This window comes from Streptomyces sp. NPDC012466, from assembly GCF_042955215.1.
In the GTDB taxonomy this organism is placed as follows: Bacteria; Actinomycetota; Actinomycetes; order Streptomycetales; family Streptomycetaceae; genus Streptomyces.
In genome coordinates this window covers 34,316-54,933 of sequence record NZ_JBIBEQ010000001.1, presented here as the reverse complement: position 1 = coordinate 54,933, position 20,618 = coordinate 34,316, and the positions used below count along the sequence as shown (strand labels likewise).

Here is a 20,618-nt window from a genome sequence, read left to right as displayed (position 1 = left end):
GTACCCGAGCGGTACCGTGAAGGCATGCCAGCTCTCAACGTGGAGTTCAGCGACCGCGAACTTGAGGACCTGCGGCAGATCGCCAAGGAGCGCGGTACGTCCATGAAGGCCCTCGTCCGGGAGGCGGCCGCGGCCGACATAGCCCGCCACCGGGCGCTCCAGGAGGGTGCCGAGGCCTTCCGCCGGTTCTTCGCGACCCACGCCGACGAGTTCGCCGCCGCGTTCCCCGACGACGAAAGGCCCGCCAAGGGCGAAGGGCGGGCCGCCTGACCCATGGCACCCGTGATCCACATCGACGTGCCCTGGCTGCTTCAGCGCCACGAGGAGGTCCTGCCGGACCAGCCCACCGTCAACGACTTCTCCGCGCTGGTCGCCGCCGTCGCCCGGCACCGCGTCGACCCGCCGCGCCTCGGGGTGAACTCCGACCCGGCCTGGCGGGCCGCCGCGCTGCTGCACACCATCACGGTGCTCCGGCCGCTGCCCTCGGCCAACGCCCGCTTCGCGTGCGCGACCGCCGTGGCGTACATGTTCGTCAGCGGCGTCGGCATCGACCCGCCCTACGGCGCTCTCGTCGACCTGGCCCGCGACCTCTTGTCCGGCACCATCGACGTCTACGGCGCCGCGGACCGGCTGCGCTCCTGGCAGATCTGAGGAACCGCCCGATGCACACGGGCCGCATGGAAATGTCGAAAACGGGTGCGAATCACGCGCATGTGTTCCCCCGTTTCTGACTTTCTGTCAATGGCGGGGATGTTGTCCGGGCGCCTTGTTGGCCGTGTGGGGGTTGTGCAAGAGTGAAACGCGCGTGCGGGGGGAATGGCCGGATGTCGCACGTGATTTGTGGACCACGTCCGATGTGCCGTCGGTGAATTCGCACCTCCCGCGCCACGCCCAAAAAGGTACGCACCGAACGGGCCTCCTTTTTCGGCGGCAGGACTTCTGTGTGTCTCACATGCGTGGGAAGGAACCATCTCAGTGCCCACCCCCCACCCCCCTCGTCCTCCGTATCCCCCGCCCGGCGGGGATCCCGGGGAATCCGATGAATCACTCGCCGCCCCACTGAGAGGCAGCCCGGAGGGCGGGGTAGCCGCCCATTCCGTCGCGCTGCTGATGGCGCGGCACTACGAGCCGGCGCACGACTACGCGGTCATCTGTCTCGCCTCGTCGGCGCAGGTCGCCGCCATGGTGACCGGGACCGCCTTCCACCGGACCCTCAACCGTCTCGCCTTCGGCGAGTCGGCCGTCGCGCTGCGCCCGGCCCTTCTGGTGACGGTGCGCGACACGATCCGCGAGTGGTCCGGCGACGATCGCATATCAGCCGTTCTGCCCGCGTTGCAGAAACCGGCCGGAGGGCGTGGGCTGCGCGCGGCGACGTCCATGACCCCGGAAAATCGCACCCTCGCCGAGCGGGCATTCCAGGCACTTCCCGCCGCCTCGCGCTGTTTGCTCTGGCACGTCGAGGTCGAGGCGGATCCCATAAGCGTCCCCGCCGCTCTGCTGGGCATGGACACCGACGTCGCTTCGGCGGCTCTCGAACAGGCGCGTGGCACATTCCGTGAAGGCTGTGTCCTTGCCCATCGCGAACTCGCGCCGACCCACGATTGCCGGTTCTACAACCGCCTCCTGGATGTCCCGATACGCCGGGGCGGCGCCCTGCTGCCCGACGTCGAGCAGCATCTGGCGGAGTGCCGCTACTGCCGGAACGCGGCAGAGCAACTGAGCCATTTCGAGGGCTCGCTGGGGCCGTTGATCGCCGAGGCGGTACTCGGCTGGGGCGCCCGCCGCTACCTCGACTCGCGCCCGGGACGGGCGTCGCACGGCACGCGGGGCGCTCGCGCGGGCCGGCGCGGTGGCGGACGGCGGGGCGGCGGGCGGCACGGGTTGCTGTCCCGGCTTCCCGTGCCCGCCCGGGTTCCGGAGACGCTGCGCTCCTCACGGGCGATCCTCTCGGGCGTCGGCGCGCTCTCGGCCGGAGTGCTGGCGACGGTGCTCATCATCAGCGCGTCCTCCTACGACGGGGGAGAAGCCGACCCGGCCGGCTCCAGCAGCGCCGCCGGCGGCAAGGGCTCCACGTCGGTGACACCGCCCGGCACCGCGGGGCTCCCCGCGACACAGGGGGTGACACGGCTGCGCAACGCGGGTGCCGACCTGTGCCTCGACATCCGGGACCTGCCGAAGGAGGGCTCGGGCGCGAAACTGGCGGAGTGCTCGACGGTGTGGACCCAGCAGTGGACCTACGAGGACGACGGGCTGTTGCGCAGCGTCGCCGACCCCGGGCTGTGCCTGGACTCCCACAAGGACGCCGGCGTCGTCGTCCTCGGTACCTGCGCCGACGAGGATGCCGAGCGGGGCGACGACGTGCGCTACGACCTCACCGTGCAGGGGGAGTTGCTGCCCCGCTGGGACGAGCAGCTCGCCCTGGCCCCGGCTGACGACGATCCGGACGCCGACATCGTCGTCAAGGTCCGCGACCGCTCCTCCGGCATCCAGCGCTGGCAGCCCGATCCCCTGCCGACGGCGTCGGGTTCCCTGTCGATCGAGGAGCAGGACGGCCCGGCGGCCCGCCGTGTGACGCTGTCCGACGGCCGGACGGCGTGACGACGGGTCCCGGAGTCCGAGCGGGGCTGCGCGGCGCACACGCCGTGCAGCCCTGCCGTCAGACCGGGTCCTCGACGAGGTCGGCCGGGCCGATCGTGCTCGGTGTCGCATGGCCCGACAGGGCGAGCGTCAGGTCGAGTTCGGCGAGCAGGCAGCGGATGACGTGCTCGACGCCGGACCGGCCGTCGAGGCCGAGGCCGTAGACGTACGGGCGGCCGACGAGGACCGCGCGGGCACCGAGGGCGAGGGCCTTGAAGACGTCGTCGCCGGTGCGGATGCCGCTGTCGAACAGGACGGTGAGCCGGTCACCGGCCGCCTGCGCCACCCGGGGGAGCGCGTCGGCCGCCGCGACGGACCCGGCCACCTGGCGGCCGCCGTGGTTGGAGACGACCACACCGTCCATGCCGGCGTCGGCGGCCAGGCGTGCGTCGTCCGGGTGCAGGACGCCTTTGAGGACGATCGGGCCGTCCCAGTTCTCCCTCAGGAACGCGAGGTCCGGCCAGCTCTTGGCCGGGTCGGAGAACATGCCGACGAAGTGCATCACGGCCGCGTTCGGGTCCTCGTGCACCGGCTTGGCCAGACCTGCCTGGAAGGCAGGGTCCGAGAAGTAGTTGGCGGTGCCGACACCGTGCAGGAACGGCAGGTACGCCTGGTCGAGATCGCGTGGGCGCCAGGACAGCAGCGGCGTGTCCAGGGTGACGACCAGCACGCTGAAGCCGGCCGCCTTCGCCCGGTTCAGGAAGCTGCGGGCCACCTCGGGGTCCCTCGGCCAGTACAGCTGGAACCAGCGCTCGGCGTCCCCCATCGCCTCGGCGACCTGCTCCAGGGGAGTGCTGGACGCCGACGACAGGATGTACGGCACGTCCTGCGCGGCGGCGGCCCGGGCGGCGGCGGACTCGGCGTCCGGGTGCATGATCGACAGCACCCCGACCGGGGCCAGCGCGACAGGGGCGGGCAGGGCACGGCCCAGCACCTCGACCGACAGGTCCCGCTCGTGCACGTCCCGCAGCATGCGGGGCACGATCCTGCGGCGCTCCAGGGCCGCCCGGTTGGCGCGGGCCGTACTGCCGTTGCCCGCGCTGCCCGCCACGTAGCCGACCGGGCCGGGCCCGAGCCGCTGCTCGGTCAGCTCCTCCAGCCGGGTCAGATCGGTGGGCAGCCGCGGTACGGCACCCGTCATCCCGTTCAGATAGATCTCGTACTGGAAGTCCGCCCAGTGCCTGCCCACCGTACGCCCCGCCTCTCGTCGTCTCCTCGTCGAGACCGTGCCGTACGGGCGACGATACCGAGCGGTATGCGCAGGGGCGGATCAGGGGCGGTCCGCCGCCGTGTGCAGCAGGCGGGCCAGTGCGCGCGGCCGGGAGAACATCGGCCAGTGCCCGGTGTCCAGCTCCACCAGCTCCCAGGAGTCGCTCTCCAGGAGTGCGGCCACGGCCGGCATCGGCTCGTCCCCGTCGAGGAGACACTTCACGTACGTCGCCTGGAGTTCGCCGAGGGGACGGCCGAGGACGGCCGGTTCGGTGAGCGTCACACCGGGGTGCGGGGTCGCGCCCTCCACCAGGCGGGCGATCTGCTCGTCCGTCAGCCCCTGCCCCGCGCAGTCCTGCGGGCCGAGCGGTGGCCAGTACCCGGAGTGGTCGGCGATGGCCTGCCGGACCTGTCCGCTCGGCCAGCCCGACAGGAACGACTCCCCCTCCACCGGCACGTTCGCGTCGACGAACACCACGCGTCGCAGCCGGTCGCCGATCCGCTCGGCGGCCTGCCCGACCGGGATGCCCGAGTAGCTGTGCCCGACCAGGACGACGTCCCGCAGGCCGAGGCGTTCCACCTCCTCGACGATGTCCCGGACATGCGTCTGCTGTCCGGCCGGCTGTGTGCCGCGCTTCTCGGCGAGGCCCGACAGCGTCAGCGCATGGACGTCGTGCCCGGCGGTGCGCAGCTCCGCGGCCACCTCGTCCCATGCCCACGCCCCGAGCCATGCCCCTGCCACCAGTACGAAGTCCGTCATGCGGGCAACGTAGCCGAGGGGTCTGACAACGCCCCCCGCATCCGGGCCCGTTCGATGGTCACTCCCGGTCGTCCGTGGGCGGTGTGCGGTCCGGCTCGGCGTCCGGACCCTGGGCCCTGACGCGCTGCACGTGTTCGAGCGAGTCGCGCAACTCCGCGAGCCAGTCGTCCGTATGGCGTTGCACCAGGCGCACGCACCAGGCCAGCGCGTCGCTGCGGCTGCGGGCGACGCCGCCCGCGATCAGGGTGTCGAGGACCTGGCGCTCCGGCTGACGCAGCCGCGTCATGACCGGCGCGGCCACGTGGGTGAAGAGCGTCCGCCGTCCGCCGCACTCCACGCCCCAGGACACCTTCCTGCGGTACCGCTGCTCGGCTTCCCGGGCCACGGCCATCCGGTCCTCCCGGGTGCGCTCCCGGAACTCCTGCACCCGGCTCTCCAGGGCCGCCTCCCGCTCGGTGGCCGGGGCGTCCTCGGTCAGCCGGGGTTCGGGGATGCGGCCGATCACGGTGATCTCCTCGCGGTCGACCGTGAGCTCGGTCAGCTCCTCGAAGAGGTCGTCCGGCAGACGGCCGGCGAACCAGCCCCGAAGCTTGTCTCGCTGCTCTGTCGTAATCATGTAATGACGATTACTCGGCCGGACCATGAACACAAGGGGTCACCAAGCGGTCGGCCGAGAGCGAAATCGGAATGTTTCAGGCCGATTAACGAACACCTGGAATTCGGCCATCTGGCCGCTTCATGACCCCGAGGACCGCGCAGTTACGGGCTTCACCCGTGCGGATTCCGTAACTTCGCGCCACTGATTCAATACGCAATGTTACTGAAACCCGTGGGGTCGATGTGTGTTTCCGCGGCGGACTCGGCAGACTCGCGCTCGCCGCTCCGGGCACCGACCGAGCACGGGCCGGCACACCCTGTAATCGATGCGGAAGGATGCACACAATGCGGAACACCGCGCGCTGGGCCATGACTCTCGGCCTGACGGCCACCGCCGTCTGCGGCCCCCTCTCCGGGGCGGCGCTCGCCGCCCCGGGTCAGGCCCCCACCGCGCTCTACGCCCCGTCGGCCCTCGTCCTCACGGTGGGCCACGGTGAGAGCGCGATCGCAGCGACTCCGGAACGCGCGGTCACCCTGACCTGTGCCCCGACGCCCGCCGGCACGCACCCGGCGGCCGGCCCGGCCTGCGCGGAACTGCGCGGCGTCGGCGGCGACTTCGACGCTCTGACGGCGAAGGAGGGCGTGATGTGCACCAAGCAGTACGACCCGGTGGTCATCACCGTCGACGGAGTCTGGCAGGGCAAGCGCGTCTCCTACGAGCGCACCTTCTCCAACGACTGCATGAAGAACGCCTACGGCACCGGCGTCTTCTCCTTCTGAGAAGGCCGGGCCCACAGACCGGGATCGCGCTGAGTCCGTGAAGCGCAGCGGGCCGTGGCTGGGGAGCCGGGCCGTTGTCACGGGAATTCGCGATCCCGCGCAAGGGAGCCGGCGGGCGGAGTGGGGCCGCCCGCCGGCTCCTGGGCTCTTCTACGCCCGGGGCCTCAGGCCCGGTCGCGATGACTGGTGTCGCACCACGGGTAGCGGCGGCTGCGGCGGCACGTGCACAGGGCCACGCGGAAGCGGTCGGAGGTCACCACCGAGCCGTCCTCCAGCTCCACCTCCACCGGGCCCTCCATCAGCAGCGGACCCTTGCGCTGGACGGCGACACGACGCGCCGCCGCCGGCCGGTCAGACGGGGAGTTCGGCACGGACGACCACCAGCTCTTCCTTGTCGTCGGCGGCGGGCAGCAGCCCCCGCTCCCGCAGCCAGCGTTCCCGGCCGCGCAGCACCGGCCCGAACTCGATCCGGTGCCGGCGGGTCACCGCGGCCTTCAGGTCGGCGGCGCGCAACTGTTCGACGGTCACGTCCGGGCCGCTGAGCGCCGACTGCACCAGCAGCAGCACTCCGCCCGGGCGCAGCAGACCGGGCGCCTCACGGCAGATCCGGTCGACGACCAGGCGTCCGTCGTCGCCGGCGTCCCAGGCCCGGGCCGCGCCCCGCGGTGGCCTGCGATGACCGTCCGGCGCCGGCACGTACGGCGGATTGGCGAGGATCAGATCAAAGGTCCTTCCGCGCACGGGGTCGAAGAGATTCCCGTGCCGGATGCGGACCGGGAGCCCCGCCAGCCGGGCATTCAGCCGGGCGGCCCATACGGCGCTCCAGGACACGTCCACAGCGGTCACACGGCCGCCCCGGCGCGCGGCTTCCAGCGCCAGGGCTCCGCTGCCGGTGCCCACGTCGAGGACTTCCGCGCCAGGGGGCAACGGCTCGTCGGACAGGGCACCGGCCAGCAGCTCGGTGTCTTCCTGCGGGGCGTACACGCCCGGGGGTACCAGTGCAATCACGAGATGCCGAGTACCCCGGCCATCAGGAGATATGAGCAGTTTCCCGGGCAAGCGGTTCACGCAGTGACGAACGTGACGCGCGCCAGTCCGAGAGCAGCCGGGTGCCGAAGCGTTCCTCGACGAACTCGGTGGCGTCGATGCCGAAGGCGACGTCCGCGGCGAGATGGGGCTCCTGTTCCAGGAGCCCGCCGATGACGTCGTGACGCACCACCTGCTCGTGGACGGCGTCCGCCTCGACGTGCTCGTCGTAGAAGTGCTCGGCGGCGGGTCCGGCGCCCGTGCGGCGCATCGCCTCGGCGAGCCGCCGCGACCCCGGTGACGAGGTGATCTCCACCGCCGCGAAGTGGCCGACCAGGGCACCCCTGAGGGCCCGGTGCAACCCGAACAGGGACATCATGTTCACGGTGGTCAGGGCCTCGGCGGACGAGGCGTCGAGATAGCGGCCGTACGTGGTGTCCAGGCCCAGGTCCGTCATCAGGCCGGCGAACAGGACGGCGTGCACGCGATCGGCGCGGCCGCCGCCCCACTCGTCGAACTCCACCGCCGCCATCCCCGCCTTCGCCCGGCCGTACAGCCGCGGCAGCACCCAGGCGTGCGGGTCGGCCTCCTTGAGGTGGTACAGGGAGCGCTGGGCCGCGTACTCGCGCAGCTGCCACAGTTCGCCCTCGTCGCGCAGGAAGTGGCTGACGCCGGTGCCGTCGACGGGCTCGACCAGCAGGTCGGCCAGTGCCTCGTCCACGGTGTCGTGGACGTGTGCGTCGGTGCGCAGCGCGGACAGGAAGCGGTGTTCCATGGCCGCGCGGACGCGCAGCAGGTCGGGGTCCCACTCGCGCTCAGGGGATACGTCCGCGAATCCGCGGTAGTGCAGCTCGTAACAGAGGTACAGCGCGAGCTGGAGGTCGTCGCCGTACACCTCGGCCCGGGCGACGTCCTCCAGGTGGGGCAGCCGGCCCGCGCCCCGCAGGTAGGCGTCGACACCCCTGCTCAGCGGGCCGCGCGGGGTGGGCAGTCGTGGTCCTTCGTGCTCCATGCGCGCCGGGTACCCGCCCGGCGGCGAAGGTCACCCGCCCCGTCGTGCGGGCGCAGCCGCCCGGGCCGCCTCCCGCCCCATGCGGCCGCGCCCGCCTCCGCCCGTCGCTCAGTCGCCCTCGGACTCCTCCTGCGCTCGCGTATTGGGGGTGACGGCCTCGCCGGCCTCGCCCCGGTGGCGGCGCCGGCCGGCGGAGTCCCGGGTGCGGGTCTCGGCGTCCTCGACCTCCCGCAGCACCTCTTCGAGCGCCGTCGCGGGCGGCGTGGTGTGCTGGTCCTCGTCCCGGTCGTGATCCTTGTGCTCGGACACGGCGGTCTCCTTCCTGCGTTCGGTACGTCCGCTCACGGCGGTGGGTGTTCAGCTGGTGGCGGAGGAGGCGATGCGCAGCGGCACCGGGTCCGCGGGGGCTGCCTCCTCGCTGAGGCGGACGACCTCCGCCCACCAGGAGGGGCCGTCCTCGATGTGGCGCAGCAGCACGCCCTCGCGGATCGCCCAGGGGCAGACCGTGACGGCCTTGATGCCGGTCAGTTTCAGCGCGGTGTGCCCGACCACCGCTCCCGCCAGGCTCTGCGCGGCACGCGGTGCCGAGATGCCGGGCAGATGCGCGCGTTCAGCGGCGGGCAGGGCGGCCAGCTGCGTGATCGCCGCCCGCAGGTCCGAGCGGTGCATCCGCCGGTCCACGAACGGGCCGTGCCGTCCGGGTGCCGCGCCGCACAGCCGCCCCAGCTGCTGGAAGGTGCGGGAGGTGGCGACCGCGGTGCGCGGGCCCTCCCAGCGGATGCGTGCCGCGACGTCCCGCAGCTGATGGCGGACCTTGCGGCGCAGCGCCCGCACCCGCTCCGGCGAGGGCGGGTCCTCGTCCTCGAAGAACTCGTGCGTCAGCCGCCGCGCACCCAGCGGCAGCGACGCCACGAAGTCGGGCAACCGGCCGCGGCCGAAGGCGACTTCGAGGGTGCCGCCGCCGATGTCCAGCAGGGCGAGCGGACCCGACCGCCAGCCCATCCAGCGCCGGGCCCCGAGAAACGTCAGCTCGGCCTCGACCTCGCCCGGCAGCGTGCACAGGTCGATGCCCGTGCGGGCCCGGACGGTGTGCAGTACCTCGTGCCGGTTCGGCGCGTTGCGCACCACGGCGGTCGCGAACGCCAGCGGGCCCGCCGCACCCCACCGGGTGGCGGTCCTGCTCGCCTCGGCCACCGCGTCGACGAGTTGCCCCACGGCCTGCTCCGGGATGGGTCCCCCAGGTGTGACCTGCTCGGACAGCCTGAGTCGCCACTTGGCGGTGTGCACGGGCAGCGGCACCCCGTCCGCCGCGTCCGCGACCACCAGTCTGACCGTGTTCGATCCCACGTCCACCACGCTGATTCGCATGGGCGGTGGGTACCCACATACGGGGCGGGTCAACAGGCCGCACCCTGCGCACCGGCGAGGACACGCCACCGGACGGCGGGGCCGCCGTGTCCCTGCGCACGCCGGCCCCGGCAGCTCCCGACGGTCACCTGCGCACGACCGGCGGCGCCTGCGCGTCCTGCTCCGGCACGCCGCGCCGGTGCAGGACCAGGGTGATCAGCGCCCCCGGGGCGACGAACCCCGGCCACCAGAAGGCCGCGGTGTAGCTCTCGATCGTGGCCTCGGCTCGCACCGGCTTGCTGCTCGGGTCCTTGCCGGCCAGGTAGTCGGTCGCCGCGCTCGCGGCGAGGGTGTTCAGCAGCGCCGTACTGACGGAACCGCCCGGATGCCGGTCAGCCGGGCCATGCCGGCCGTGGCGATCGCGAAACCCAGCGGGACGACGGTCTGCGGGCCGAGGCGCGGCAGCAGCACAACGACGACGTTTCGCTGGGACCGCCGGGGGAGCGCCCTGCGTCACGCCATCTGGCGGCGGACCAGCTCGTGGAGGCGGCCGTTGGTGTCGGCGAGGAGCTGCGCGGGCGGGCCCTGCTGGATGACCTTGCCCTCCTCCATCACCACGACCCGGTCGGCGTCCATCACGGTCGACAGCCGGTGTGCGATGACGATCCGGGTCGCGTGCAGGGCCTTGGTGCTCTCGATGACCGTGCGCTGCGTCTCGTTGTCGAGGGCGCTGGTCGCCTCGTCGAAGAAGAGGATGCGCGGTCGGCGGATCAGCGCCTGGGCGATCATCAGCCGCTGCCGCTGCCCGCCGGAGACGGCTCCGCTGCCCGCCACGATGGTGTGCAGGCCCATCGGCATCCGCTTGATGTCCTCGGCCAGACCGGCCATCTCGGCGGCCGCCATCGCCTCCTCCGGCGTGTACGGCTCGGTGCCGCAGATGACGTCCAGGATCGAGCCGGAGAACGGCTGCGCGTGCTGGAGCACCACACCGCACTGGCGGCGCACCGCCGACTGGTCCAGGGCCGCCAGGTCCTGCCCGTCGTACAGCACGCTGCCCGACACGGGCCGGTCGAAGCCGATCAGCAGCCGCAGCAGCGTCGACTTGCCGCAGCCGCTCGGACCGACGACCGCGACGAACTCGCCCGGCCGCACCTCGAACGACACGTCGTCCAGGACCAGCGGACCGTCGTCCGAGTAGCGGAAGGACACCCGCCGTGCCTCGATCGCCCCGGTCAGCGGACCCGGCCGGGTGCTCGCCGTACGCACCTCCGGCGTGGCGTCCAGAACCGGCTTGATCTCCTCGAACAGCGGCAGCGCGGCCACCGCCGAGACGAACGCGCCCGTCAGCTGGGTGACCGAGGTCAGCAGCATCGTCACCGACGTGTTGAAGGTGAGGAACGCCGCCGCCGACATCGAGCCCCGGGCCGGGCCCGCCAGCAGCATGAACATCAGCAGGGTGCACAACGGCAGATACACCGCGCCCAGCACCGTCGTGAGGTTCTTGATGCGGCCGACCTTCTGCTGGAGCTCCCGGCTGCGCGCGAACTGCGACGCCCACGCGGCGTACGCGTAGTTCTCGGCGGCGGCCACCCGCAGCTTGGGCAGGCCGCGCAGCGTCTGGAACGCCTGGTTGTTCAGCTTGTTGGAGAGCACCACCAGCCGCCGCTGCCAGCGCACCTGCCACAGCCCCAGCCCCAGGAAGACCGCCGCGATCACGACGAGCATGCCGATCGCGGCCATCGCCATCGGCACGCTGTACCAGAGCAGCAGCCCCAGGTTCATCGCGCCGACCGTCACCGACTGGGCGACCGTCGGGCCGACGCCCGCGAGCAGCCTGCGGATCGCACTGATGCCCATGGCGGCGCTGGCCAGCTCGCCCGTGGAACGCTCGGTGAAGAACTTCGTCGGCAGCCGGAGCAGCCGGTCCCACACCGCAGGCTGGAGCGTGGCCTCGATCCGGCCCTCCAGCCGCAGGATGGTCAGGTTCTGCAACAGCATGAAGGCGGCCGCCACCACGCTGCTCAGCATCACCGCGAGGCACACCTGCACGATCAGCCCGGTCTGTGCCTTCGGCACGAACTCGCCCAGCACCTTGCCGGTCGCGACCGGCACGAGCGCGCCGATCGCCACCGTGACCAGACCGCTGAGCAGCAGACCGGTCAAGTCGCCGCGCATGCCCTGCATGCAGAACCGCAGCAGCCTCAGCGGACTGAGCCCGCGTTCGGGCAGCGGACGGTAGAACATCACCGCGCGCGGCTCGAACTCGTCGGCGTTGGCCTTCTCGACCGGCGTCTCACGACCGGTCGACGGATGCACCGCGACATAGCCGCCACGCCGCCACAACAGTGCCACCGGCGCCCCCGACAGGGCCCGCTGCCCGACCAGCGGCCCCACGTTGTCCCGCCACCAGCGGCCGTCGAGCCGTACGGCCCGGGTACGGACGCGGGAGGCCAGGGCGACCTGCTCGACCGGGTCGAGGCGGTCGCCGCCGGTGCCCTTCTGGGTCGGCTCGGTGAGGCGGATCCCGGCCGCCTCACCGACCAGCTTGCAGGCCGCGTAGGTGGCGTCCGCGTCGGCCGCGGTGGTGCGCCGGGAGGAGCGCTTGCCGATGGAGGCGAGCAGCGTCCGGTCGGCCTGGACGCGCACCGCCTCACCGGCCTTGATGCCCTCCGCCGTGCGTGTCTCGTGGGTGCGCTCCAGCTGCTCGATCCAGCGGTCCAGCGTGGTCAGCAGCCGGTACTGCTGGTCGACCATGGACTGCCACAGCGCGGGGTCCATCAGCAGGTCGGCCGCGGCCTCCGCGCCGTACAGCGAGCCGTACTGCACGCTGCCCGGCGGCACCTGCATCCAGAACACGTCGTCGTCGGTGGGCGCGGCGGCCCGCTCGGTGGCCATCGGCGCCTGGAACAGGATCGACAGGCTGCGGCCGACCCCCAGGGCGAGCGCGTACTCCAGCGGGCTCGTCGTCGGCGGCACGTACTGCGGGTTGCCGTACTCGTCGTACGACCAGGTCGCGGTGTGGGCGGGCTGGTACAGCTCGCGCAGGCCGATGCGGTGCACCACGCAGTCCCGCAGCGGCCGGGCCACCAGGGTGTGCTGCGGGCCCGGCACCGGGCCGAGCACCAGCGAGCCCGCCTCCAGCCGGCCCAGATGATGCCAGTGACCCTGCTGTCCGGCGTCGACCGCGAACAGGTCCACGGCCCCGGACGCGATCAGCCACAGCACCTGCGGGCCTTCGAGGTCGAGGCGGTTGAACCCGGCGCAGTCGATGCGCGAGCCCATCTGCCCGAAGGCGCCCAGCACGAGGTCGCCGTCGTGCCCTTCGTGAACGGCCGTCATCTCACCGCTCCCTGACCAGTGCCGCGTACGCGCCGCCGCGGGCCACCAGGTCCTCGTGCCGTCCCCGCTCCACGACCGTGCCGTGTTGCAGGACGACGATCTCGTCGCTGTCGCGCACTGTGCTGAGGCGGTGCGCGATCACCACGCAGGCGCAGCCGCGCCGGCGCAGGTTGTCCATCACGACCTGCTCGGTCTCCGCGTCCAGGGCGCTCGTCACCTCGTCGAGCACCAGGATGCTCGGCCGGCGCACCAGTGCCCGCGCGATCTCCAGACGCTGGCGCTGTCCGCCGGAGAAGTTGCGGCCGTCCTGCTCGACCTTGCTGTGGATGCCGCCGGGGCGGCGGGTGATCACGTCGTACAGGGCGGCGTCGCGCAGCGCGTCCTCCACCGCGTCGTCCGGGATCGAGGGGTCCCACAGCGCCACGTTGTCGCGGACCGTGCCCTCGAAGAGGAACACCTCCTGGTCGACGAAGGAGACCGAGGCGGCCAGCGCCCCGCGCGGGATGTCCTCGATGCGCTGCCCGTCGATGCGGATCACGCCCTCCCACGGCGCGTACAGCCCGGAGATCATCCGGGACACCGTGGACTTGCCGCTGCCCGAGCCGCCCACCAGCGCGACCTGCTGCCCGGGGCCGACCGTCAGGTCGAAGCCGGTGAGCAGGGGCTTGTCGAGCGGGCTGTAGCCGAACGTGATGTTCTCCAGCTCGACATGGCCCTGGAGGCGGCGCGTGGACTCGCCGGCGCCGGGGCGGCCGTAGAGCGGGTCGGCCTTGAAGTTCTCCACGTCCTTCAGCCGGGCCACGTCCGCGGCGAAGTCCTGGATGCGGCCCGCGACGCCGTTCAGCCGGGTCAGCGGGGCCGTGAACCGGGTGACCAGTGCCTGGAAGGCGACCAGCAGACCGACCGAGATGTGCCCCTCGACCGCCCGCATGCCGCCGATCCACAGGATGAGCGCGCTGTTCAGGGTGGCGAGGGTCGGCGCGACCACGCCCAGCCAGGCGCTCGGCACGCCCAGGCGCTGCTGCTCCTCCAAGGTGGTGGCGTGCTGCCCGGCCCACTTGCGGAAGTAGCCGTCCTCGCCGCCGGTCGCCTTCATCGTCTCGATGAGCTGCAGACCCGTGTAGGCGGTGTTGGTGAGGCGGGCCGTGTCCGCGCGCAGTTTCGCCGTGCGCGTGGCGCGCAGCCGGATGACGATGCGCATGGCCACGATGTTCAGCAGCGCCACGCCGATGCCGACGAACGTCAGCTGCGGGTCGTAGGTGTACAGCAGGACCGCGTACAGGACGACCACGACCGCGTCCACGCCCGCCGCCGCGAGGTCGCGGGACAGCGTCTCGGACACCGCGTCGTTGGACTGGAGCCGCTGCACCAGGTCGGCCGGGCTGCGCTGGGAGAAGAACGTCACCGGCAGCCGCAGCAGATGCCGCAGGAAGCGGGCGCTGGAGAGGGTGGAGGAGATGATGCGGCCGCGCAGCAGATTGGCCTGCTGGAGCCAGGTCAGCACGACCGTGAGCAGCACACACGCGGCCATCGACGTGAACAGCACGCCGAGCAGCGAGGTCTGGTTGCCGATCAGGAACTCGTCGATGTAGGTGCGGCTGAGCGCGGGCACCGCCGCGCCGACCGCCACCAGCAGCAGGCTCGCCAGCACCGCCGCGGGCATCGTGCCGGCCGTGCCGCGCAGCCGGGCGGGCATCGCGCCGAGGACTCCGGGCTTGCGGCCGCCCCGGGCGAAGTCCTCGCCGGGCTCCATCACCAGCACGACACCGGTGAAGCTGCCGTCGAAGTCCTCCATGGGCACGAACCGGCGGCCCTTGCCGGGATCGTTGATGTAGACGCCGCGACGGCCGAAGCGGCGGCCCATGCCGTCGTAGACGACGTAGTGGTTGAACTCCCAGAACAGGATGGCCGGTGACGTCACCTCGGCGAGGGCCGCCAGGTCCATCTGCATGCCCTTGGCCGTCAGGCCGTAACTGCGGGCGGCCTTCAGCAGGTTGCTGGCGCGTGAGCCGTCACGGGAGACGCCGCAGGCGATGCGCAGCTCCTCCAGCGGGACGTGCTTGCCGTAGTGGCCGAGCACCATCGCCAGGGAGGCGGCGCCGCACTCGACGGCCTCCATCTGGAGGACGGTGGGTGTGCGGACGGTCTTCGCCCGGGCCTTGGGCACCTTGCGCTTCGGCGGGGCGGCGCGTCGTCTGCTCCGGGGCTCCTGTGCGGTGGCGCTCATGGCAGCAGCCAGTCGACGGGGCGCTGATCGGCCAGCCGGATCGAACCGGAGGCCAGCGTCATGGAGGTCAGCTTGAACGGGGGCCCGTCCGCGGACGACCACCGGTAGCCGCTCTTCGTGGCGGACGACTTGTCCAGCCGGACCGTCACGGCCACCGGCCTGCCCTTCTTGGTGAACTGCTCGCCCAGCTGGCTGTCCCCGAGGAACGCGGCGATCTGCTGCGGGGACTGGGCGGAGCGGTCGACCGACTTCACATGGCCGCGCAGCACGCCGTACTCCTGCGTCGGCACCGACTGCACGGTCAGGTCCACGGCGGCGTCGTCGGGGATCGAGGCGGCGTTGGCGGTGGGGACGTACACGGTCGCGTAGAGGGGGTCCTCGGTGCGGGCGACCTTCTCGACGGCGGCGACGTTCGCGCCGGTCCGGATGATCTGCCCGACGGTCGCGGCGAGCGCGGAGACGCGGCCCGCGTCGAGCGTGCGTACGACCGCTTCGCCCTTGGCCGTACGGACCTTGAGCACGGGAGAGCCCGCGGGCACCTGCTGGCCCTGCTTCGCGAGCACGGCGGTGACCTGGCCCGCGACGGGGCTCTGGAGGACGTAACTGCCCTGCCCGTGCGTGAGGATGGCGGGCGCGCTGACGGTGGAGGTCACCGAACCGGTCACCGCCCAGACCGAGGCGGCCGCCATCGCGACCACCGTCACCGAGAGCACGAGCCAGCCCTGCGGGCGCGCGAACCGCACCGGCAGGTCGAGTTCCTCCGGTGACTGGAGCTTGGCGAGGGCCTGTTGGCGGAACTGCAAGGGAACTTCCCTCACCCGTAGAAGAGGTACCGACGGCCGCGACAGAAGCTGTCACGGCACCCGAAGAACCCGGAACCGCCGGCTGCGGCTCCGGGACTCAACGGCACGGGGGCTCGATCAGAGACCGGCGACCAGGTTGGTGACCGGGGCCGTGTTCAGGCCGGTGACACCCTCGACGGTGCCGACGGCCGTGTCGACCAGGCCGGAGACCGGAGCGATGCCGTTCACCGTGTCGGTGACGGTGTTCACGGCGTTCACGGCCAGACCGCCGGAGACGGCGTCGAGCTCGGCGTCGGCGATCTCGACGGTCTCAACCTGGGGGGTGGAGTTCATGATGGAACTTCCCTTCATATGGATATCTCACAAGGGGGGAGCGGCCCCCTCTGGGGACAGATGACGGCCGCGACCGCGAGTGCCGGACTTTCGTTTCCGAATGCCCTGGGCGGCCCCCGCGGTGCGATGGATCAAAGCACGCTGCGGGTCCGCCCTTCCAATCAACCACCTCCCTCACCAGGGAACTTGCGCCTCGGAGGCACCGATCCGTGCAGGTTTGGACACCGCACGGGAGCGAGTTCTTCACATGGGGCACCGCATCGGCGCATTCGGGCCCTTGCTTCCCGGGGCGGCGAATCCGGCACTCCCGCCCCAAAGGCGTGACCGACGCGGCCGGGGTGTGGATAACCCTCCTTTCAGTGACCGGGTTGAGCATTCGATGTGCAGATTCGCTGAAGCCGGGATTCGACTCCGTGATGTCGACGGATCGTTTCCGATCGGATACGGAGCGTTGCGTTCCGCTGCTCCGCGGGGACTCCGCCGCCTGAAAGGCCGTCATCCGGCCATGCCCCTCCCCGGGATCGACGGACCCCGTCTGCCGGACCGGCCCGTGTGAGCAGGCCGGCCGCGAACCGAGCGGTCGGCGCACGGGCGACGGGAGTTGGCCGATTCCGCTATGCGAAGGGATCACTCGCAAACGGAATTGAACGCCCCGTGCGGCCCGTGCGTACCAACAGCCATCCAGGCGCCCCCCAGAAGCTGCCGGACGGCGGCACGTACTCCGTCCCCCAGGAGGAGAGAAGTTTGAGTCACAAGCGAATTCCGAAGCGCAAGGCCGCGATAGCGGCGGGCAGCGTGGTGGCGCTCGGCGCGGCCGCGATCCTGCTCCCCCACGCCAACGCCTCCCAGGACGGTTCGTCCGGTGACGCGGCGGCAGCGCCGAAGACCCTGAAGGCGGGCGACGCCTCGGATCTCGCCTCGCAGCTCTCCGGGCTCCTCGGTGAGGCGTTCGGCGGCTCCTACTACGACAGCGCCGCCAGGCAACTGGTCGTCAACGTCGTGCCGGGCGACAACAACAACGTGGTCGTGCAGGCGAAGGCGGCCGGCGCGAAGGTCCGCGAGGTCGACAACAGCTGGTCGGATCTCCAGGACGGGGCGTCGACGCTGAAGTCCGAGGCGACCATCGCGGGCACCTCGTGGTCGATCGACCCGCGCACCAACAAGCTCCTGGTGACCGCGGACAGCACCGTGACCGGCGCCAAGTGGGACAGACTCCAGTCCACCGTGCAGGAGCTCGGCTCCGGCATGGCCACGCTCAAGAAGTCCTCCGGCACCTTCAAGCCGTTCGTCTCCGGCGGGGACGCCATCTTCGCGGGCGGCTCGCGCTGCTCCCTCGGTTTCAACGTCACCGCGGGCGACGGCTCCCCGGCCTTCCTGACGGCCGGTCACTGCACCCTCGGCGGCAACGAGTGGTCCGACACGCAGGGCGGCCAGCCGATCGCCACCGTCGATCAGTCGACCTTCCCCGGCGCCGGCGATTTCGCACTCGTGAAGTACGACGACCCGGCGACCGAGGCCCCCAGCGAGGTCAACACCGGCAACCAGACGGTCCAGATCACCGAGGCCGCCGAGGCGACCGTCGGTCAGCAGGTCTTCCGGATGGGCAGCACCACCGGGCTCAACGACGGCCAGGTCCTCGGCCTCGACGCCACGGTGAACTACCCGGAGGGCACCGTCACGGGCCTCATCCAGACCGACGTCTGCGCGGAGCCGGGCGACAGCGGCGGCTCGCTGTTCACCCAGGACGGTCTCGCGATCGGCCTGACCTCCGGCGGCAGCGGTGACTGCACGGCCGGCGGCGAGACGTTCTTCCAGCCGGTGACCACCGCCCTGGAGGCGGTCGGCGCGACCCTCGGCGCGGGCGGTGCCGCGGGCGGTGGCGCCGGCGACGAGGCCGGTGCGGGCGATGAAGCGGGCGCGGGCCAGGAAGCCGGTGCGGGCGGCGAAGCGGGTGCCGGTGAAGAGGCCGGTGCCGGTGACGAGGCTGGTGCGGGTGCCGGCGAGGAAGCCGGTGCCGGTGACGAGGCAGGTGCCGGTGAGCAGGCCGGAGGCGGCGAAGCGGGTGCCGAAGCCGGCGCCGGTCAGGACGCGGGTCATGACGTCGGGGACAACTCCGGTCTGACCGAGTCCCGCTGACCCCTGCACAGTCGTCGGCAGCCGGTCCGACGCGGCCGGCCCGGTTCCGCCCCCTTCCTGGCGGGACCGGGCCGGCCACCGGCGTTGTCCGTCCGGGTGCCGGTGCCCCGCGGCGCTATTCGAGGGCCCTGATCAGCAACAGGGCGATGTCGTCTCGCCGTTCCTCCCCGTCCGCGTGGTACCGCTCCTGCTGGACGAGGCTGTCGGCCAGTTCGTCCAGCGGCCGGTCCCCGGCGTCGGCCAGCCACCCGCCCAGATCCGCGAGAGCCTCCTCGAAGTCCGTGCCGGGGGACTCGACCAGCCCGTCCGTATAGAGGACGAGCAGCGAACCGGGGGGCAGGGCGACCTCCGTCGTCGGATACACCGCCGAGGCGTCGATGCCCAGCAACGGGCCGCCCGCCAGGTCGAGGACGCGCACCCGCCCGTCCGGCCGTCTCAGCAGGGGCGGGGGATGCCCCGCCCGGGACATCACGGCCCGCCCGTGCGCCGGGTCGAGCCGCAGGTACAGGCAGCTGGCGAAGAGGTCGGACCCCAGGTCGAGCAGCAGCCGGTTGGTGCTGCGCATGACCTCCTCGGGCGCCTGGCCCACGGTCGTGTACGCGCGCACCGCGGTGCGGACCTGCCCCATCAACCCGGCCGCCGTCACGTTGTGGCCCTGCACGTCCCCGATCACCGCGGCCGCCGTCCCCCGGGTGCCGACCAGGTCGTAGAAGTCGCCGCCGATGTCCATGCCCTGCGTGGCCGGCACATAGCGGCCGACCGCCTCGATGCCGGGCAGCGACGGCAGGGAGTGCGGCAGCAGCGCCTCCTGCAGGCCGTGCGCGAGCCGGTGCTTGGCGTCGTAGAGCAGCGCCCGCTCCAGCGCCTGGGCGATCAGCCCGGCCATGCTGATCATCACCGCCCGCTCCTCCGTCGGGAACGCATGCGGCTCGGCGTAGGACAGGACGCACGTCCCCACCGGGCGGCCCTGGGCGATCAGGGGCAGGTAGGCCCAGGCCGCGAACCCGTCGGGGGTCGCGAGCCGCGCCGGGTACAGCCGTTCCAGCTGCTCCTGCGACTCGAAGAACGCGGGCACGCCCGTCCGCAGCACCTGGGTGCCGGGTGTCGGCTCGGTCAGGGGCATCCCGTCGAACCGTTCCACCACGTGCGGGTCCCGGTATCCGCGGTGCCCGAGCACCTGCAGCCGGTTCGCCCGCGAGCCCAGCACGACCAGCGCCTGACTGCCCACGGCCGGGGCGATCTCGTCCGCGACCAGCTGCACCACGTCCTGCACCCCCACCGCCTCGGTGAGCGCGCCGGCCAGGTCCAGCACCTGCGTGATGGTGACCAGCCGGGACGGCGTCCCGTCGGGCGGCGGTACGGTCCGGTTCATCCGCGACACGGCCCTGGACCTCGTGATGCGGACGCTCAGGCCCGTCGTGCTCGGGTACAGCCGGAACGACAGCCACTCGCCGGGCGGGCGCAGCGCCACGAACGACGTGACGTGCTGGCTGAGCAGAGCGGCCCGGTAACGGTCCTCGTACACCGGGTCGTTGAGCCACGGCACCGACGCCCACAGCTGGGTGCCGAGCAGTCGGCTGACCGGCACGTTCAGCAGCTCGCCCGCCGCCGCGTTGACGAAGCCGATCCGGCCGTGCAGGTCCAGCGAGACCAGCCCGTACGGCAGCCGGCTCACCATCCGGGCGGCCTCGACCGTGCCGAGCGTGCCGGCCATGCCGCCCACCAGGGGCGCGGCGAGCAGATCGGTCTCGGGGTGCGGCGGAACGCTGTGCTCGGCGGCCCGCTCCAGCCGGACGGCCAGCCGTCCGCAGGCCGCGGTCAGATGCTCGCGCTCGTGGTCGGACATCTCCGCCGGATGCGTGCCCGGCCAGGTCACGAAGACCGCGCCGTACACGGTGGACTCGGTGGCGACGGGCACCGCGGCCAGGGCGAAGGGATAGGGCAGCACCACGGCGATCCGCGGGTAGAGGCGGGCCATCTGCTCCTCGCCGCCGACCCACACCAGCCGCCGCTCGCGCGCCGCGTCGGCGACCGGGATCGGCGCGTTCATGCCCACCCGCTCCCAGGGCGCCGCGAACGCCCGCGGCAGACCGGCCATCACCGCCATCTCCAGCACCGGCTGGTCCGGCGCCATCAGGTACACCGCGCCGGAGTGGGCGTGCACCTCGTCCATCATCGACGCCAGAGCCAGGGAGAGCACGGGACGGCCGACAGGCGTCCTGGCGGCTGCCGGCGCCTGCGCGGACGACTGCCCGTCGGACACGCCGACCACCTCCTCGCACGGCCGCGCGACCGGGTCCAGGAACAAATCTCCCCCCTGACGGCACGTCCCGCACGGCGAGCGGGCCCCACGACGACCTCGGTTACCGTCGGTCACAGGTGCTGTGGCCCCGCAAGGGGCGCCTGCCTACC

18 protein-coding genes and 1 pseudogene are annotated in these 20,618 nt (G+C 72.2%); 5 read left to right on the top strand and 14 right to left on the bottom strand.

The genetic code is table 11. From position 1 onward, the window contains the following. Nucleotides 1–24 precede the first annotated feature (24 nt). The 3 genes from ACFY9E_RS00250 to ACFY9E_RS00240 all read left to right on the top strand — a co-directional run bounded on the left by ACFY9E_RS00250 (nt 25) and on the right by ACFY9E_RS00240 (nt 2,598). Nucleotides 25–270 (top strand): hypothetical protein, encoded by a 246-nt coding sequence (locus ACFY9E_RS00250; RefSeq protein ID WP_283972723.1) that lies wholly within the window; start codon nt 25–27, stop codon nt 268–270. A 3-nt stretch (nt 271–273) separates the two neighbouring features. Further along, on the top strand, nt 274–651 hold the full coding sequence (locus ACFY9E_RS00245; protein ID WP_390977795.1) for a toxin Doc: 378 nt from the start codon (nt 274–276) through the stop codon (nt 649–651). A 324-nt stretch (nt 652–975) separates the two neighbouring features. Then, the gene (locus ACFY9E_RS00240) at nt 976–2,598 is read left to right on the top strand and encodes a ricin-type beta-trefoil lectin domain protein (protein ID WP_390977793.1); all 1,623 of its coding nucleotides are present in this window, start codon (nt 976–978) and stop codon (nt 2,596–2,598) included. A gap of 58 nt (nt 2,599–2,656) precedes the next feature. On the opposite strand, the gene ACFY9E_RS00235 is transcribed toward ACFY9E_RS00240, so the two are convergent. The 3 genes from ACFY9E_RS00235 to ACFY9E_RS00225 form a co-directional block, all read right to left on the bottom strand. Next, complete coding sequence (locus ACFY9E_RS00235; protein WP_390977791.1) at nt 2,657–3,826, bottom strand: alpha-hydroxy-acid oxidizing protein; 1,170 nt, start codon at nt 3,824–3,826, stop codon at nt 2,657–2,659. An 81-nt stretch (nt 3,827–3,907) separates the two neighbouring features. Next, on the bottom strand, nt 3,908–4,606 hold the full coding sequence (locus ACFY9E_RS00230) for an alpha/beta fold hydrolase (protein WP_390977789.1): 699 nt from the start codon (nt 4,604–4,606) through the stop codon (nt 3,908–3,910). Nucleotides 4,607–4,664: 58 nt separating this feature from the next. After that, nucleotides 4,665–5,222 (bottom strand): hypothetical protein, encoded by a 558-nt coding sequence (locus ACFY9E_RS00225; RefSeq protein WP_390977787.1) that lies wholly within the window; start codon nt 5,220–5,222, stop codon nt 4,665–4,667. A 326-nt stretch (nt 5,223–5,548) separates the two neighbouring features. Here ACFY9E_RS00225 and ACFY9E_RS00220 point away from each other — a divergent pair, with 326 nt between their 5' ends. Further along, a complete protein-coding gene (locus ACFY9E_RS00220) occupies nt 5,549–5,983 on the top strand; it encodes a protease inhibitor (RefSeq protein ID WP_390977785.1) in 435 nt (144 codons plus the stop codon). A gap of 164 nt (nt 5,984–6,147) precedes the next feature. Here ACFY9E_RS00220 and ACFY9E_RS00215 read toward each other — a convergent pair whose 3' ends face one another. The 10 genes and pseudogenes from ACFY9E_RS00215 to ACFY9E_RS00170 all read right to left on the bottom strand — a co-directional run bounded on the left by ACFY9E_RS00215 (nt 6,148) and on the right by ACFY9E_RS00170 (nt 16,070). Next, complete coding sequence (locus ACFY9E_RS00215) at nt 6,148–6,354, bottom strand: CDGSH iron-sulfur domain-containing protein (protein WP_390977783.1); 207 nt, start codon at nt 6,352–6,354, stop codon at nt 6,148–6,150. Further along, entirely contained in the window at nt 6,335–6,991 is a 657-nt protein-coding gene (locus tag ACFY9E_RS00210) for a HemK2/MTQ2 family protein methyltransferase (protein WP_390977781.1), read from the bottom strand. Before ACFY9E_RS00210 ends, ACFY9E_RS00215 begins: the two co-directional genes overlap by 20 nt. A 22-nt stretch (nt 6,992–7,013) precedes the next feature. Next, the gene (locus ACFY9E_RS00205) at nt 7,014–8,021 is read right to left on the bottom strand and encodes an iron-containing redox enzyme family protein (protein WP_390977779.1); all 1,008 of its coding nucleotides are present in this window, start codon (nt 8,019–8,021) and stop codon (nt 7,014–7,016) included. A 108-nt stretch (nt 8,022–8,129) separates the two neighbouring features. Beyond that, entirely contained in the window at nt 8,130–8,330 is a 201-nt protein-coding gene (locus ACFY9E_RS00200; RefSeq protein ID WP_390977777.1) for a hypothetical protein, read from the bottom strand. A 48-nt stretch (nt 8,331–8,378) separates the two neighbouring features. Next, a complete protein-coding gene (locus ACFY9E_RS00195) occupies nt 8,379–9,389 on the bottom strand; it encodes a Ppx/GppA family phosphatase (protein WP_390977775.1) in 1,011 nt (336 codons plus the stop codon). 124 nt (nt 9,390–9,513) lie between these two features. Continuing rightward, nucleotides 9,514–9,839: pseudogene (locus tag ACFY9E_RS00190) on the bottom strand (MFS transporter); the annotation flags it as partial. A 42-nt stretch (nt 9,840–9,881) separates the two neighbouring features. Then, entirely contained in the window at nt 9,882–12,707 is a 2,826-nt protein-coding gene (locus tag ACFY9E_RS00185; RefSeq protein ID WP_390977773.1) for an NHLP bacteriocin export ABC transporter permease/ATPase subunit, read from the bottom strand. A 1-nt stretch (nt 12,708) separates the two neighbouring features. Further along, nucleotides 12,709–14,934, bottom strand: coding sequence for an NHLP family bacteriocin export ABC transporter peptidase/permease/ATPase subunit (locus tag ACFY9E_RS00180; protein WP_390977771.1), 2,226 nt, complete (start codon nt 14,932–14,934; stop codon nt 12,709–12,711). After that, nucleotides 14,931–15,737 (bottom strand): HlyD family efflux transporter periplasmic adaptor subunit, encoded by an 807-nt coding sequence (locus ACFY9E_RS00175; RefSeq protein ID WP_390977769.1) that lies wholly within the window; start codon nt 15,735–15,737, stop codon nt 14,931–14,933. The genes ACFY9E_RS00180 and ACFY9E_RS00175 overlap by 4 nt, the downstream gene beginning before the upstream one ends. A gap of 117 nt (nt 15,738–15,854) precedes the next feature. Next, a complete protein-coding gene (locus ACFY9E_RS00170) occupies nt 15,855–16,070 on the bottom strand; it encodes a type A2 lantipeptide (protein ID WP_390977767.1) in 216 nt (71 codons plus the stop codon). A 744-nt stretch (nt 16,071–16,814) separates the two neighbouring features. Here ACFY9E_RS00170 and ACFY9E_RS00165 point away from each other — a divergent pair. After that, nucleotides 16,815–18,206, top strand: coding sequence for a trypsin-like serine protease (locus ACFY9E_RS00165; protein WP_390977765.1), 1,392 nt, complete (start codon nt 16,815–16,817; stop codon nt 18,204–18,206). Between the two features lie 115 nt (nt 18,207–18,321). On the opposite strand, the gene ACFY9E_RS00160 is transcribed toward ACFY9E_RS00165, so the two are convergent. Continuing rightward, nucleotides 18,322–20,478: a SpoIIE family protein phosphatase gene (locus ACFY9E_RS00160; RefSeq protein ID WP_390980212.1), complete on the bottom strand. Its 2,157-nt coding sequence runs from the start codon at nt 20,476–20,478 to the stop codon at nt 18,322–18,324. Nucleotides 20,479–20,618: the final 140 nt, after the last annotated feature.

What these genes read in the sequence shown, in the direction of transcription:
- ACFY9E_RS00230 (WP_390977789.1), bottom strand. Translation starts at nt 4,606, where the DNA reads ATGACGGACTTCGTACTGGTGGCAGGGGCATGGCTCGGGGCGTGGGCA.
- ACFY9E_RS00250 (WP_283972723.1), top strand. Translation starts at nt 25, where the DNA reads ATGCCAGCTCTCAACGTGGAGTTCAGCGACCGCGAACTTGAGGACCTG.
- ACFY9E_RS00220 (WP_390977785.1), top strand. Translation starts at nt 5,549, where the DNA reads ATGCGGAACACCGCGCGCTGGGCCATGACTCTCGGCCTGACGGCCACC.
- ACFY9E_RS00195 (WP_390977775.1), bottom strand. Translation starts at nt 9,389, where the DNA reads ATGCGAATCAGCGTGGTGGACGTGGGATCGAACACGGTCAGACTGGTG.
- ACFY9E_RS00225 (WP_390977787.1), bottom strand. Translation starts at nt 5,222, where the DNA reads ATGATTACGACAGAGCAGCGAGACAAGCTTCGGGGCTGGTTCGCCGGC.
- ACFY9E_RS00180 (WP_390977771.1), bottom strand. Translation starts at nt 14,934, where the DNA reads ATGAGCGCCACCGCACAGGAGCCCCGGAGCAGACGACGCGCCGCCCCG.
- ACFY9E_RS00170 (WP_390977767.1), bottom strand. Translation starts at nt 16,070, where the DNA reads ATGAACTCCACCCCCCAGGTTGAGACCGTCGAGATCGCCGACGCCGAG.
- ACFY9E_RS00185 (WP_390977773.1), bottom strand. Translation starts at nt 12,707, where the DNA reads ATGACGGCCGTTCACGAAGGGCACGACGGCGACCTCGTGCTGGGCGCC.
- ACFY9E_RS00245 (WP_390977795.1), top strand. Translation starts at nt 274, where the DNA reads ATGGCACCCGTGATCCACATCGACGTGCCCTGGCTGCTTCAGCGCCAC.
- ACFY9E_RS00205 (WP_390977779.1), bottom strand. Translation starts at nt 8,021, where the DNA reads ATGGAGCACGAAGGACCACGACTGCCCACCCCGCGCGGCCCGCTGAGC.